The organism is Mesorhizobium sp. M0074 (assembly GCF_040322975.1).
GTDB lineage: Bacteria > Pseudomonadota > Alphaproteobacteria > Rhizobiales > Rhizobiaceae > Mesorhizobium.
The window spans coordinates 79,171-92,032 of record NZ_JAMYUM010000020.1; the positions used below are offsets into that span (position 1 = coordinate 79,171).

The 12,862-nt window shown below is 62.4% G+C and carries 14 protein-coding genes; 3 read left to right on the forward strand and 11 right to left on the reverse strand.

All coding sequences use genetic code 11. The annotated features are described in order from the left end of the window. Positions 1 to 32: 32 nt before the first annotated feature. The 5 genes from NKJ73_RS24625 to NKJ73_RS24645 all read right to left on the reverse strand — a co-directional run bounded on the left by NKJ73_RS24625 (position 33) and on the right by NKJ73_RS24645 (position 3,307). On the reverse strand, positions 33 to 953 hold the full coding sequence (locus NKJ73_RS24625; protein WP_023674119.1) for a pirin family protein: 921 nt from the start codon (positions 951 to 953) through the stop codon (positions 33 to 35). 9 nt (positions 954 to 962) lie between these two features. Continuing rightward, positions 963 to 1,229: a DUF2277 domain-containing protein gene (locus NKJ73_RS24630; RefSeq protein ID WP_023716908.1), complete on the reverse strand. Its 267-nt coding sequence runs from the start codon at positions 1,227 to 1,229 to the stop codon at positions 963 to 965. Between the two features lie 109 nt (positions 1,230 to 1,338). After that, the gene (locus tag NKJ73_RS24635) at positions 1,339 to 1,590 is read right to left on the reverse strand and encodes an exodeoxyribonuclease VII small subunit (protein ID WP_031211056.1); all 252 of its coding nucleotides are present in this window, start codon (positions 1,588 to 1,590) and stop codon (positions 1,339 to 1,341) included. 3 nt (positions 1,591 to 1,593) lie between these two features. After that, complete coding sequence (locus NKJ73_RS24640) at positions 1,594 to 2,520, reverse strand: histone deacetylase family protein (RefSeq protein WP_352456880.1); 927 nt, start codon at positions 2,518 to 2,520, stop codon at positions 1,594 to 1,596. Positions 2,521 to 2,653: 133 nt separating this feature from the next. Beyond that, the gene (locus NKJ73_RS24645) at positions 2,654 to 3,307 is read right to left on the reverse strand and encodes a TetR/AcrR family transcriptional regulator (protein WP_352571391.1); all 654 of its coding nucleotides are present in this window, start codon (positions 3,305 to 3,307) and stop codon (positions 2,654 to 2,656) included. A 118-nt stretch (positions 3,308 to 3,425) separates the two neighbouring features. On the opposite strand from NKJ73_RS24645, the gene NKJ73_RS24650 reads away from it, so the two are divergent. Then, a complete protein-coding gene (locus tag NKJ73_RS24650; RefSeq protein ID WP_352571392.1) occupies positions 3,426 to 4,649 on the forward strand; it encodes an MFS transporter in 1,224 nt (407 codons plus the stop codon). Between the two features lie 59 nt (positions 4,650 to 4,708). On the opposite strand, the gene ribB is transcribed toward NKJ73_RS24650, so the two are convergent. Then, positions 4,709 to 5,809 carry a 3,4-dihydroxy-2-butanone-4-phosphate synthase gene (gene ribB / locus NKJ73_RS24655; RefSeq protein ID WP_023674113.1) on the reverse strand — a complete coding sequence of 367 codons (1,101 nt, stop codon included), beginning with the start codon at positions 5,807 to 5,809 and terminating at the stop codon, positions 4,709 to 4,711. 101 nt (positions 5,810 to 5,910) lie between these two features. Next, on the reverse strand, positions 5,911 to 7,020 hold the full coding sequence (gene aroC, locus NKJ73_RS24660) for a chorismate synthase (protein ID WP_352571393.1): 1,110 nt from the start codon (positions 7,018 to 7,020) through the stop codon (positions 5,911 to 5,913). A gap of 275 nt (positions 7,021 to 7,295) precedes the next feature. Here aroC and NKJ73_RS24665 point away from each other — a divergent pair, with 275 nt between their 5' ends. Then, positions 7,296 to 7,559, forward strand: a complete 264-nt coding sequence (locus tag NKJ73_RS24665) for a DUF1344 domain-containing protein (protein ID WP_023716902.1) — start codon at positions 7,296 to 7,298, stop codon at positions 7,557 to 7,559. A 63-nt stretch (positions 7,560 to 7,622) separates the two neighbouring features. On the opposite strand, the gene NKJ73_RS24670 is transcribed toward NKJ73_RS24665, so the two are convergent. The 4 genes from NKJ73_RS24670 to NKJ73_RS24685 form a co-directional block, all read right to left on the reverse strand. Beyond that, entirely contained in the window at positions 7,623 to 8,210 is a 588-nt protein-coding gene (locus NKJ73_RS24670; RefSeq protein ID WP_352571394.1) for a histidine phosphatase family protein, read from the reverse strand. Between the two features lie 31 nt (positions 8,211 to 8,241). Next, complete coding sequence (gene fabI / locus NKJ73_RS24675; RefSeq protein ID WP_352571395.1) at positions 8,242 to 9,063, reverse strand: enoyl-ACP reductase FabI; 822 nt, start codon at positions 9,061 to 9,063, stop codon at positions 8,242 to 8,244. A gap of 523 nt (positions 9,064 to 9,586) precedes the next feature. Then, positions 9,587 to 10,744, reverse strand: coding sequence for a DUF1501 domain-containing protein (locus NKJ73_RS24680; protein ID WP_352571396.1), 1,158 nt, complete (start codon positions 10,742 to 10,744; stop codon positions 9,587 to 9,589). Next, positions 10,735 to 12,102 carry a S8 family serine peptidase gene (locus NKJ73_RS24685; protein WP_352571397.1) on the reverse strand — a complete coding sequence of 456 codons (1,368 nt, stop codon included), beginning with the start codon at positions 12,100 to 12,102 and terminating at the stop codon, positions 10,735 to 10,737. Before NKJ73_RS24685 ends, NKJ73_RS24680 begins: the two co-directional genes overlap by 10 nt. A 173-nt stretch (positions 12,103 to 12,275) precedes the next feature. Here NKJ73_RS24685 and NKJ73_RS24690 point away from each other — a divergent pair, with 173 nt between their 5' ends. Further along, positions 12,276 to 12,854 carry a hypothetical protein gene (locus tag NKJ73_RS24690; RefSeq protein ID WP_352571398.1) on the forward strand — a complete coding sequence of 193 codons (579 nt, stop codon included), beginning with the start codon at positions 12,276 to 12,278 and terminating at the stop codon, positions 12,852 to 12,854. Positions 12,855 to 12,862: the final 8 nt, after the last annotated feature.

The window sequence follows — 12,862 nt, forward strand, 5'->3', positions numbered from 1 at the left end:
GCCGGCGAATGTAAATGTGGCGGTAACGCGCATCAGCTTTCGGGCAGCGGGATGAACTCTTGCTCGTCTCCAGGAACGATATCGAAGCGGCCTGTCTTCCATTCTTCTTTCGCCTGCTCGATGCGTTCCTTTGAGGACGATACGAAATTCCACCAGATATAGCGTTTCGAACCGAGCGAGGCGCCGCCAAACAGCATGAAATGGGCGCCGCGTTCCGATGAGACAACGATTTCGTCGCCGGGCCGGAAGACCAGCAGCCGCTCGGCCGGGAAGCGGTCACCGGATATCGAAACCTCGCCTTCCAGCGTATAGATGGCGCGCTCCTCGGCATCGGCCGGGATTTTCACGCTGGCACCCGGCGCCAGCCTGAGATCGGCATAAAGCGTGTCCGAAGCGGTGGCGACCGGGGAGCGCAGTCCGGAAAACGCACCGATGATCACGCGGCCGCTAACGCCCTCCGCATCGATTTCGGGCAGGCGCAGGGCCGCGGTGTTCTCGAAGACCGGCGCGACTTCTTCCTTGCCGTCCGGCAGCGCCAGCCATGTCTGCAGGCCGGAAACCGACATCGGCGCGCCGCGCAGTTCTTCCGGCGTGCGCTCCGAATGGACGATGCCACGGCCGGCGGTCATCAAATTCACGTCGCCGGGCTGGATTACCATCTCGGTGCCGAGCGAATCGCGATGCCTGATCTTGCCGTCGAACAGGTAAGTCACCGTAGACAGGCCGATATGTGGGTGCGGACGCACGTCGAGCGCCTGGCCCGCTCGCAGAACGGCTGGACCCATGCGGTCGAAGAAGATGAAGGGTCCGACCAGCCGGCGCCTGGCCGTCGGCAAGGCGCGGCGAACCTGAAATCCGCCAATATCCTTGGCGTTCGGAATGACCATCAGCTCGATCTGATCGCTGGCGAAGGCATCGCCCATCTGCGGATCGTTTCCGGGAAAGAAGCTCACGCGGTCCCCTCAGGCGAAGCGAAGTGCAGATTTGGCTTTCGCCTTGGCCGCCACCTCTTCGCGATTGCGCGGATGCTGTGTCGTCTCGAGGCTGTCGAGCAATTCGCGCGCCGAGGCGGCAATGGCCTCGACGGCATGGTCGAACGCATGCTGGTTCTGTTTAGACGGCCGCGTCGTTCCGCTCAGCTTGCGGACAAACTGAAGTGCGGCATCGCGGACCTCGTCATTGGTTGCCGGCGGATCGAAATTGAACAGGGTCTTGATGTTTCTGCACATCCTTCGCAATCTCCTCTCGTCCTGGAGCCGTTTCAAACGGGATGAGTTTTATCCTCAATCGTGATGATGTCCAAAGCCGGTAAGCAAAATTGTCGTTCGAGGCCGCGCCTCAATCCGCGTCCAACGGCTCTGTCCCCACCGGCTTGCCGTCACGCGACAGCCTGATTTTCTCGACCTTGTCCTCGGCCGCCTTCAGCAGCCGGTCGCAATGCGCCTTCAGCGCCTCGCCGCGCTCGTAGATGCGGATCGACTGGTCGAGCGGCACGTCGCCGCGCTCCAGATCGTCGACGATCCTCTCCAGCGCCTCGAGCGCCTGCTCGAAGCTCATCGCCTTGACGTCCTCGTTGGTCTCACCAGCCATCGTCTATCCCTTCATCAGCCGCCCGACATGGGCGGCGACTGAAAATGCCAATCCCTGCAGATCGTAGCCGCCCTCGAGCACGCTGACGAGCCGGTTGCGGCTATGGCGCCCGGCTCGTTCGAGCAACTGGCCGGTCGCCCAGTCGAAATCATCCTCGGTCAGGTTGATCTCGGCCAGCGGATCGCGGTGGTGGGCATCGAAACCGGCGGAGATGATGATGAGGTCGGGCGCAAAATTGTCGAGCGCCGGCAGGATGCGCGACAGAAAGGCGTCGCGGAAACTATCGCTGCCGCTCTGCGGCGCCAGCGGAGCGTTGACGATGTTGCCGGCGCCGGTTTCGCTCACGGCCCCGGTTCCCGGGTAAAGCGGCATCTGGTGTGTCGAGCAATAGAGCACCGATGGATCGTCCCAGAAAATGTCCTGCGTGCCGTTGCCGTGATGCACATCCCAGTCGACGACGGCGACGCGGTCGGCGCCATGGTTCTTCTGCGCGTAGCGTGCCGCGATCGCGGCGGTGTTGAACAGGCAAAAACCCATGGAGGTGGTCTTTTCGGCATGATGGCCGGGCGGCCGTGCGGCGACGAAGACGTTTTCGGCACGGTCGGTGAAGACGTCGTCGACCGCGGCGTTGGCTGCGCCGATCGCGGTCACGGCCGCCTGCCAGCTCTTTGGGCTGGCGGTGGTATCGGCGTCGATACGGGCGATGCCGGTGTCCGGTATCGCTGCGCGGACACGTTCGACGAATTCGGGCGGATGCGCGTAGAGGATGGTTGCCTCGTCGCCTTCGGGCGCCTGGACGCGATCGAGCGCCGCGAAGGCCTCGTCGTCAAGCACACGCTCTATGGCGCGCAAACGGTCCGGCCGCTCCGGATGACCGGGCGGTGTTATGTGCTCGAGGAAAATCGGGTGGGTGTAAAGTCTCGTGACCATGCCCCGATATAGGCGCGCCTCGCCGCTTTGGCCATGTTTTCGCGCGCTGGTGAGGCGATGTTCAACAGGGTTTAGGCAACCGGCGTCGGCTGAACCCACCGCGAGCCGCCTGGGATCGGCGAAAAGAATGATCTCAGGCCGGTGATCGGTCAATCTGGGGCTGCTTCGCTGACGATCGATCAGGCTTAGGCAGCTTGCCGGTGCGATTGAGCAGCCCTTCCAGAAGAACCTTGAACGCCTTCACTGCCTTCTTCGACGTCGCTTCGGGATCGTTCGAATTTGCGATCCACTGCGCCGCATGCAACGAGGCGCCGCTGACCAGCCTTGCCGCGGCTTCGGGATCGACGGCGAGAATTGTCCCCTCGTCGCTCAGTCTTTGCAGGCTCTCTGTCATCGAGCGGATGCATGTGCTCTGGCTTGGCCATTGCGATGGATCGCCGAGCACCGCCGGCCCGTCACGAAGCACGATACGCTGGATCTCCGGCTCCAGCGCCATCTCGATATAGGCGGTGCATTCGTCGACAAAGCCCTGCCAGAGATTGTCCGGCTTGGCCGAAACGACCTTCAGCCGGGCTGCCATTTCGGCGTCGATCTCGGCGATGACCGCCTGGAGAAGGCCCTTCTTGTCGCCGAAGTGATGATAGAGCGCACCGCGCGTCAGCCCGGCCGATGCCGTGAAGTCATCCATCGAGGCTTCGGCATAGCCGAGCGTGCCGAAGGCCTGGCGCGCCGCCCTGATCAGCTTTGCGCGGGTTTCGGCAATCATCTCCTTGCGTGGTCTATGCATGCTCTGGCCCTATTAACATACGTCTCGTATGCCAATTGACATACGCCGCGTATGATCTATTTAAACTCATACGCCACGTATGTAATCGCCGAACCGGCCGTTGTCGAGGAGCCAGACCATGCAAAATCCCTATTCCCAGATCTTTCGCGCGCCCGGCGCCAAGGGCTTTGCCGCCGCCGGCTTCGCTGCCCGGCTGCCGATCGCCATGGCTCCGATCGGGATCGTCGCGATGCTGTCGCAGACCGATGGCGAATACTGGCTGGCCGGCGCCGTCTCCGCGACATATGCGCTGGCCAACGCTTTCGTCGCCCCGCAGGTATCACGGCTGGTGGACCGCCTCGGCCAGACGCGGATTGTGGTGCCGACCACTGTGATTTCCGCGCTCGCTTTCGCGATCCTGATTGCGGCGGCCAATCAGCATTGGCCGATATGGACGCTATTCGTCTCGGCGCTGCTCGCCGCCGTCATGCCCAGCATCCCGGCAATGGTGCGCGCACGCTGGACCGAGATTTTTCGCAACCGCCCCGAGCTGAACACGGCGTTCGCCTTCGAGTCGGCGGCGGACGAACTGGTCTACATCGCCGGCGCATCGCTGTCGGTAGGGCTGAGCGTCGCGCTTTTCCCGGAAGCGGGAGTGCTCGCGAGCACATTGTTCCTCGCCTTCGGTTCGACGGCCTTCATCCTGCAGCGCTCGACCGAACCGCGAGCCCGACCGGTGGAACATGGTTCAGGCGGCTCGGCAATCCGCCTGCGGCCGGTCCAGATCATCACCTTGGCCCTGATCTTCATCGGCGCGACCTTCGCCACCACGGAGGTGAGCACGGTGGCGATCACCAAGGAGCTTGGCCAGCCAGGGGCCGCCAGCTTCGTCATCGGCGTCTACGCGCTCGGATCGTTCGTCGTCGGCATCATCATCGGCGCCCTGAACCTGAAACTGCCGCTGCAAATTCAGCTTGCCATCGCAATCGCCATCATTGCGCTTACCACGCTGCCGCTGCTCGTCGCCGACACAGTACCGCTGCTGGCACTGGCCGTCTTCGTCAGCGGCGTGGCGATTTCGCCGACCTTCATCACGGCATTTGGCCTGATCGAACGGCGCGTGCCCGAGGCGGTGCTGACCGAGGGCGTGACCTGGGTGATGACCGGCATCGGCATCGGCATGGCGCTCGGCTCGTTCGCCGCCGGCTGGGTGGTGGACGCTTTCGGCGCGCAGAACGGGTTCTGGGTATCGGTGGCATCGGGCACAATCGCGCTGGTCATCGTGCTCGCCGGCCAGCGCAGCCTTGTCGCGCCGGACTGCGACATGGCTGCATGCGACGCAGCCGCGGTCGCTGCGGAATAGTTTCCGGCGCGTCCGGTCCCGAGGCGGGGCCGGACGCATACCAGCATCGTGAGAATGGCCTAAAGAATCTCGGTCTTGGCGATGTGGATGCCAAAACCTTCGAGGCCGACATAATGGCGCTCGCGCGAGGCGATTAGATTGATCGAGGAAATGCCGAGATCCTTGAGGATTTGCGCGCCGAGGCCGATCTCGCGCCATTCGTTTTCGCGCCGGCGCGCCTCTTCATGATCCTCGCGGTCGCCGGCAGCCGGCCGCTTGCGTTCCTGATGGGCGACGCCGACTGAGCCTTCGCGCAGATAGACGATGACGCCGCGCTGGCGCTCGCCCATCGCCTTCATGATGGCGTCCAGCCTGTGGCTGGTTCCGAAGACGTCGCTGACCACGTCCTCGGAATGAAGGCGCACCGGCACCTCGACGCCGTCGCGGATATCGCCGAAGACGACCGCCACGTGATGCATGGAATCCCAGGGCAGCGTGTAGGTGAAGACCTGTGCCTTGCCGCCGGGCGTCTCGATGTCCGAACAGGCGACACGTTCGACCAGCGTTTCCTTGCGTTGCCGGTAGGCGATGAGGTCGGCAACCGAAATCTGCTTCAACCCGTGCTTTTCCGCGAAGGCCTGCACCTGCGGGCCACGCATGACGGTGCCGTCATCGTTGACCAGCTCGGAAATGACGCCGACCGGCGGCAGGCCGGCGAGCTTGCAGAGATCGACAGCGGCTTCGGTATGGCCCGAACGCATCAGCACGCCGCCTTCGCGCGCGATCAGCGGAAAGATGTGGCCGGGGCGCACGAAATCGGACGCGCCGACATTGCCGTTGGCGAGATTGCGCACCGTCAGCGTGCGGTCGTCGGCCGAAATGCCGGTCGTGGTGCCGTGCTTGAAGTCGACGCTGACGGTGAAGGCGGTGGTGTGAGCCGAATCATTGTCAGCGACCATCGGCGACAGGTTGAGCCGCTTTGCTTCCTCGCGCGGCATCGGCGTGCAGACGATGCCCGACGTGTTCCGAACGATGAACGCCATCTTTTCCGGCGTGCAATGGACGGCGGCTACGATCAGGTCGCCCTCGTTCTCGCGGCCGTCATCGTCCATAACGACGACGATCTCGCCGCGCTCGAAGGCGCGCAGGGCTTCAACGATCTTCTTCTGGTCGTAAGGCATAAGTGCTCGCTTCGCTCGCAGGGAGTAGGGGAATAGGGCAGTACGGCAGTAGGGGAAAGCGAAAATGGCTGCCTGGCGGGCATTAACATAAACATACTGCCCTACTGCCCTACTCCCCTACCTGTCTGTCCCCGATGACGCAGATAATGATCGGCAATGGCGCAGGCAACCATCGCCTCGCCGATCGGCACGGCGCGGATGCCGACGCATGGATCGTGGCGGCCCTTGGTCATGATCTCGACGTCGTTGCCGTCCTTGTCGATAGACTTTCGCGGCGTCAAGATCGACGAGGTCGGCTTGACCGCGAAACGCGCGACGATCGCCTGGCCGGTCGAGATGCCGCCGAGGATGCCGCCGGCATTGTTGGACAGGAAGACCGGGTTGCCGTCATTGCCCATGCGCATCTCATCGGCATTCTCCTCGCCGGTGATGCGGGCGGCCCCGAAACCGTTGCCGATCTCGACGCCCTTGACGGCGTTGATCGACATCAGGCCGGCGGCGATGTCCTGGTCGAGCTTGGCATAGATCGGCGCGCCAAGCCCCGCCGGAACGCCATCGGCGACGATCTCAATGACCGCACCGACCGAGGAGCCCGCCTTGCGGATGCCGTCCAGATATTTGGTGAAGACGGCGACGGACGCCGGATCAGGCGTGAAGAACGGGTTTTCAGCGTCGCCGACGAAATTCCAGTTCCAATTGGCGCGATCGATCGATTTATCGCCCATCGACACCAGCGCGCCGCGCACCACCATGCCGGGCACGACCTTGCGGGCAAGCGCCCCGGCCGCCACCCGCGCCGCCGTCTCACGCGCCGAGGAGCGGCCGCCGCCGCGGTAATCGCGCAGGCCGTATTTGACCTCGTAAGTGTAGTCGGCATGGCCCGGCCGGAACTGGCGGGCGATGTCGCCATAGTCCTTGGAGCGCTGGTCGACATTGTCGATCAGCATCGACACCGGCGTGCCGGTGGTGATCATCGTCTCACCGTCCTCATCGAGGATGAAGCCGGACAGGACCTTCACCTCGTCCGGTTCGCGACGTTGCGTCACAAAACGTGACTGGCCGGGGCGGCGCTTGTCGAGTTCGGCCTGGATCTCGTCGCGAGTGAAGCGGATGCCTGGCGGACAGCCGTCGACGACGCAGCCCAGCGCCGGCCCATGGCTTTCGCCCCAGGTGGTGACGCGGAAAAGATGGCCGAACGTGTTGTGCGACATGGAACCAGCCCTGCCGGCGTCGGAGCCGGCTCAGCGCATGACCCCGAAAATCGGAGCGATTTTCGGCAAGGATCATGCACAAAATCAAAAGTGCTACAGCGTCCCTTCCGCGTCCAGGAGGACGCGCGGCGTTGTAGCCTGCCTTCTATTGGCGTTTTCCACAGTGGTCAAACTGTGATCCCGCGGATTTAGTTTTGACACATTCGATTGGTTTCTGCTCAGTTCCGTTCCGTTGGACCGAGCCGCTGTACCGGCAATGATTAAAGAGGACGATGATGCGTATCCTGATTGGCGCTGTTGCCGCCACGCTGTTGATTTCCACCGCCGCCTTCGCCGGCCAGACCGAAGGCCTGATCAAGAAGGTCGACAAGGATGCGCTGACGCTGACGCTGGACGACGGCAAGTCCTACAAGCTGAACGCCGAAACCGACCTCGATGCGCTGAAGCCAGGCATGGACATCGTCCTCGCCTACGACGTGACGAATGGCGAGAACGTCGTCACCGACATGGAACTGCCGGACACCGGATCGACCGAGTAGGACGCGTCGATATTCAGCTGATGCCGGCCCGACCTGATCTCAACATACGCTACGTCATCGGTCTCAAAGCCACTCCAGGCGCCGGCCGTCCAGCCTGAGCACGCGGTCCTGCGGCACTTCCATGCTGACCGCATCTTGTTCGGACATCCCCAGCACGAAGCGGAACATTACGCGCATGACGCCACCATGGGTCAGGCAGACCGTCTGGCGATCGAGCGCGTCGAACCACGGCTTCACCCGTTCGAGCAGCATCTGGTAGCTTTCGGCGCCTTCGCCGGGCGGCTGGAAATTCCATTTATCGAGGCGGCGGTGCCTGGTCGAACCGGGATCGTTCGCCTCGAGTTCGGCAAAGGTGAAACCCTGCCAGTCGCCAAAGCTCAATTCTACGAGTAGCGGCTCGGTACGATAGGCGTGCGGATCGAGCTTCATCGCCGCGCGCAGGCGCTCCATCGTCTCGCGCGTGCGCCGCATCGGGCTGGCGACAAAGTCGAAATCTTCGGGCTTGTCGATGAGTTCGGCCAGCCTACGCCCGTTGCGGCTAGCCTGCTCGCGGCCGAGCTCGTTGAGGTCGGTATCGGCCTGCCCCTGCAGCCGGGCCTCGGCGTTCCACGCCGTCTGGCCGTGGCGCACGATATAGACGAGCGGGTACATCAGGTCTTCCGGAAGAGGTCAGGCGGTGGCGTCAGTCCTTGACCGTCGAAATATCCGGCGCGTCGACCGCCTTCATGCCGACGACATGATAGCCGGAATCGACATGATGGATCTCGCCGGTGACGCCGCGCGAAAGGTCGGACAGGAAATAGACGCCGGAATCGCCAACCTCCTCCTGCGTGACCGTCTGCTTCAACGGCGAATTGTATTCGTTCCATTTCAGGATATAGCGGAAATCGCCGATGCCAGATGCGGCAAGCGTCTTGATCGGGCCGGCGGAGATCGCGTTGACACGGATCTTCTTGGCGCCGAGGTCGACGGCCAGATAGCGCACGCTGGCTTCGAGTGCCGCCTTGGCAACACCCATGACGTTGTAGTGCGGCATCACCTTTTCCGCGCCGTAATAGGTCAGCGTCAGCAGCGACCCACCATCGGTCATCAGCGCCTCGGCACGTTTGGCGATGGTGGTGAAGGAATAGACCGAAATATCCATTGTACGCAGGAAATTGTCGCGCGTCGTCTCGACATAGCGGCCGGTCAGCTCGTCCTTGTCGGAAAAGGCGATGGCGTGGACGAGGAAATCGAGCTTGCCACCCCAGTGCTTGCTGACATTTTCGAACACCGCATCGAGGCTGGCCGGGTCGGTCACATCACAATGGCCGGCGACATGCGCGCCCAGTTCCGCGGCAAGCGGCTCGACGCGTTTCTTGAACGCCTCGCCCTGATAGGTCAGCGCGATCTCGGCGCCATGGTCGACACAGGCCTTGGCGATGCCGTAAGCGATCGAGCGATTGTTGGCGATGCCAAGGATAAGGCCGCGCTTGCCGGCCATAAGGCCCCGTTCACCCGCCATGTCAGCGCTCTCCGCAAGGTTCTCTACTTTGTGGAGTGCCTATCGCACAGCCACAGTGCCCCTTCAAGCGTTCAAAGCGGACAGTTCGGGGGACAAAGCGGTTGCTCAGCAGTGCCGCGCGTCCTTTGGACGTGCAAAGGACGCCGTAGCGCTTTGACCTTGCGGTCGTGGGCCGGTGGGAAAATCCGACACTTAGTGTCCGTGTGGCACGGCGGAAGATGACCCTTTGGCGGAAGTTTCGTTGGCCAGCGGCCGAAGTCACGCTCATGACCCCAAGCCGACTTCCATACTTTGGGCCGTGGACGATCGCTTTGCGCCTCATCTCGGCCATTCAAGTTAGCTCGGCCATTGCCTTAAACCGGACATTATAGGCGACCGCGCTGGGGGCCGGCATTCGAAACCCTTCACAATAGCCGTGATTCCGGAAGCTTCTTAGAAGCGGCCACTTAAGATTAGGCGTCGCCTATTGCAGTCCGATGCGTCCCGTAGCCGACGCGGATAAGAAGCTAAACCGCGCTGGAGATCACATCGAAGCCAGTCGACCTCCGCCTGGACAACGGCTCCCGATAAACAGTCCATGCACCGCCGGTATCCCGGCAGCGCCTGGGAAAATTTCAGCCATTGCTCGGTCAGGAAGACGCAGGTGTTCCGTCAGCACGCCCTTTATGATCGATCGTACGTCCGTCGTAGCAGCCAAGTCTGTTCCGCCATGAAGCAGGTCTCGAGCAAGACCGGGCCAGCGATTGCCTACTCGCCCGCCGGCAACGGCGCCACCCATTAACAAGGTGACACTCGCGACGCCGTGATCAGTGCCGCCGTCGGTGTTGGGCACCACGGAACGGCCGAACTCCGTGACCACCAGCACCGCCGTCCTGTTCCAGGCAGGCCCGGACGCTTGGGCAAATGCAATGAGGCCCCGCGCCAGCCCATTCAAACTCCGCGCCAGCCTTCCGAAGTCCGCTCCCTGCGCCACATGCGTGTCGAAGCCGGCCACCTCGAGCATCGCGATCCGCGGTCCGCCCGTAGCTGACAGGGCAAGCGCCGCGCTCCTGGCCGCGTCGCCGAAGCGAGCCGCGTCGCATGCGGCATGTTGTTCCAGCAGGCTTTCGCTGCCCTTTGCGCCGGACGGCCAAGTGCCCTCGGCGTAGAGGCGGACGAGTTCGAGCCGAGGATTGGCCAGCGCAAGATGGGCCAGCATGTCCATCGATCGATCGGCCGGTCTGGCCCGCCACACCGCCTTCTGCCGGCGCGACAGTACAGACGAAGCCCGGTCGAGCCATCCGGCGCTGCCGCCGTCAATATCGCCGTCGAACAGCGCCGCCTGGGCGGTCGCGTGGGACCGACCCGCATCCGGAATGGCGGTCGCGGGCACGATGAGCAACTCGCCGCACGAGTAGTGGGGCAGGAGAGACCCGAGCGCCGGATGAAGCGCGAAGAGCCCGTCGAGCTTGAGCATCTCGGCGACGCCAGAGTTCGGGAAAGGCACGAGGGGCCCGCGCGCCGAGGCAAAATGCGGATCGCCGTAGGGCGGCACGGCAGCTAGTGCATCGAGTCCGCCACGCACGTGGACGAGCAGAAGGCGAGGATCTTCGTCCACAAGCGAGGCACCGGCCAGACGCACGCTGCCGAACGCGGACGCCAAGGCCAAACCTTGCAGCGCTGCCCTTCGGGTCAGTTGCATTTAGGCTCGTCCGAACTTGGGTTCACCGGCGTACCCGCGGTCATATACCCTAGCAGATCCGTATTCGGGCTAAGACTTCCCGTTGTCAGAGCCTTGTTAGTCGGCTGCGCGTTGCGAACCAAAAGGCCGGCAAGTGCCGGGGCTGCGAAAGATGTGCCCGAACAGATGTTCCTCCGGAGCTTGCCGTTCTTTCGGCTCTTCCACAGTGACAGGACATTGACGCCCGGTTCGGCATAGGACGCGCCGAACGCCCCCCCGCGCCATAGCGTGTCGCACCAGGCGTTGCTGATGCCTTGGCATTTCCCAGGAGTTGCCACCTGAATATATTCGCTGTTGGAAGCCGAAGCGCTGTATATCGCTCCCACCTTGTTTCCTGTCGTCACAGGCGAAAAATAAGTCGCCGCATTGGCCGGGAAATAAGACTGTACCCAAGGGCCCTCTTCGTCTTCCCGGGGGTTGCCCGCAGCTACCACAACGCGCACCTGACGGTCGGCGATCTGATAAAGAAGGGCGTCGAGAAATTTAAGATCTTGCAACGTGCTTCCGCGTCTGGTGCTCTCCAGATATAATGCACCCCAACTCAAGTTCAGAATATCCCCAGCGACCGCGTTGTCCCGAACATGGCGAAGCGCGAGAAGAGGCGGGCCGAAAATTTCGGTCTTCAGCTTACTGAAGGCCTTTACGATCTTGAGCGGGGCGTCGGGGCTGACACCAACCAGACCTATATACTGGTCGCCCTGCTTGACACGCTTTCCGCCGATAACTGCTGCCACCATCGTCCCGTGCCCTACTGTGTCGTCGAGGCTCGACACGGTCTGGCATGGGCTGCTCGTGCAATCGATGGCTTCCTGAACCTTGAGGAGCCCGGCGGTGACAACGTTCCAATCCACTCCGCTGTCGATGATCCATACGGTGGGCGATCCTGAAGCCACCGGCTGTGGTGACCCGACGACCCTGCAGACGCTGGGAGGGACAACATCCGCAGTCGGCGAGATGCCCAGGAGTTCCGGCCCCTCGCAGGTGGCACCATCGAACAGGTTCACCACGAAAGGATCCGGCTCCTCATATCCCCTGGAGCGCAGTTCTTCGATCTCGCTCTCGGAAAAGGTCCCCGTCACGATGCTGATACCGATATCCGGCATATCCACCGCTTCCAGCTTGCCCTTGCCTGCGATGAACTTGTTTAGCGCGCCGATATCCTTGCGTAATTCCGCCGCCCTGGCGATGTCGACGATGAAAGTCTTTTCGATGTCACCGCTGTCGGTGAAGCCCTCCTCGCCTGACGCTTCCGGTCTCGCTGTTCCGACAACGGCGAGGAGACAGCCGAGCAACAGCACACGAAGTTGAGCAAGTATCATTCGTACACCCTCCGGCTGTCGTTACTGATACCGCGAGGATCAGAATGCTCCCAATACGGCTTTCTGTCCATGAAAACATCGAGTCGATGCGAGCATGCCGCCTGCGCATTGCTTGCGACAGATGCAAAATGCGTTTAGGCTATTTGCATTGACCTCGGAGGGGAGCCTCGGCGATGCCCAGGGCAGAATTGAAGCCAGGTCGGCAAGTCCAAGAGATCGGAGCAGCGATCGTAGGGGCCTGGCTCAAGCTTTTGCCGGCCTCGTCACGTATCTTGTCCATGGATTCAACAGATCCCCTAACAATTACCATTGATCGGCAGATTTTCGCCGTCGGTGATACTATCAGACTTCGGCCGGAAGCAGGCCGTGCCATCGGCAACATCAGGGTCCGGACCGCCGCCGCCGGAACAGCGCCACATTCGCAGACGCTGACGATAGAAGATCTGAATGGTCAGGCCATAAAATACGAGGATGACCCTCTCGACGGGGGCGACGCGATCCCGAATGCTGCCGCGTATGCGGACCTGAAGCGTGATCTCAAATTGGTGCTGGAAGACATCGTGGAAACGGGAGTGTCTGTCGAAGTTCACGTGGACGAACCGAACTTGATCAACGTGGTGGTGCCCCAGGTGCCGAGGGGGGTCCTGACCCGCAGCGATCTGATCGATTATCTCCACGACTATCACAAATACGCCCAGGGCAGGCACTACCATGACGAGCTCGCCACGGCCGTGCTCTTTGGCTGCAGATAGTCGCCAGT

What these genes read in the sequence shown, in the direction of transcription:
- NKJ73_RS24640 (WP_352456880.1), bottom strand. Translation starts at nt 2,520, where the DNA reads ATGGTCACGAGACTTTACACCCACCCGATTTTCCTCGAGCACATAACA.
- NKJ73_RS24685 (WP_352571397.1), bottom strand. Translation starts at nt 12,102, where the DNA reads ATGATACTTGCTCAACTTCGTGTGCTGTTGCTCGGCTGTCTCCTCGCC.
- NKJ73_RS24630 (WP_023716908.1), bottom strand. Translation starts at nt 1,229, where the DNA reads ATGTGCAGAAACATCAAGACCCTGTTCAATTTCGATCCGCCGGCAACC.
- NKJ73_RS24665 (WP_023716902.1), top strand. Translation starts at nt 7,296, where the DNA reads ATGCGTATCCTGATTGGCGCTGTTGCCGCCACGCTGTTGATTTCCACC.
- NKJ73_RS24635 (WP_031211056.1), bottom strand. Translation starts at nt 1,590, where the DNA reads ATGGCTGGTGAGACCAACGAGGACGTCAAGGCGATGAGCTTCGAGCAG.
- NKJ73_RS24670 (WP_352571394.1), bottom strand. Translation starts at nt 8,210, where the DNA reads ATGTACCCGCTCGTCTATATCGTGCGCCACGGCCAGACGGCGTGGAAC.
- NKJ73_RS24680 (WP_352571396.1), bottom strand. Translation starts at nt 10,744, where the DNA reads ATGCAACTGACCCGAAGGGCAGCGCTGCAAGGTTTGGCCTTGGCGTCC.
- fabI (WP_352571395.1), bottom strand. Translation starts at nt 9,063, where the DNA reads ATGGCGGGTGAACGGGGCCTTATGGCCGGCAAGCGCGGCCTTATCCTT.
- NKJ73_RS24645 (WP_352571391.1), bottom strand. Translation starts at nt 3,307, where the DNA reads ATGCATAGACCACGCAAGGAGATGATTGCCGAAACCCGCGCAAAGCTG.
- ribB (WP_023674113.1), bottom strand. Translation starts at nt 5,809, where the DNA reads ATGCCTTACGACCAGAAGAAGATCGTTGAAGCCCTGCGCGCCTTCGAG.
- NKJ73_RS24650 (WP_352571392.1), top strand. Translation starts at nt 3,426, where the DNA reads ATGCAAAATCCCTATTCCCAGATCTTTCGCGCGCCCGGCGCCAAGGGC.
- aroC (WP_352571393.1), bottom strand. Translation starts at nt 7,020, where the DNA reads ATGTCGCACAACACGTTCGGCCATCTTTTCCGCGTCACCACCTGGGGC.
- NKJ73_RS24690 (WP_352571398.1), top strand. Translation starts at nt 12,276, where the DNA reads ATGCCCAGGGCAGAATTGAAGCCAGGTCGGCAAGTCCAAGAGATCGGA.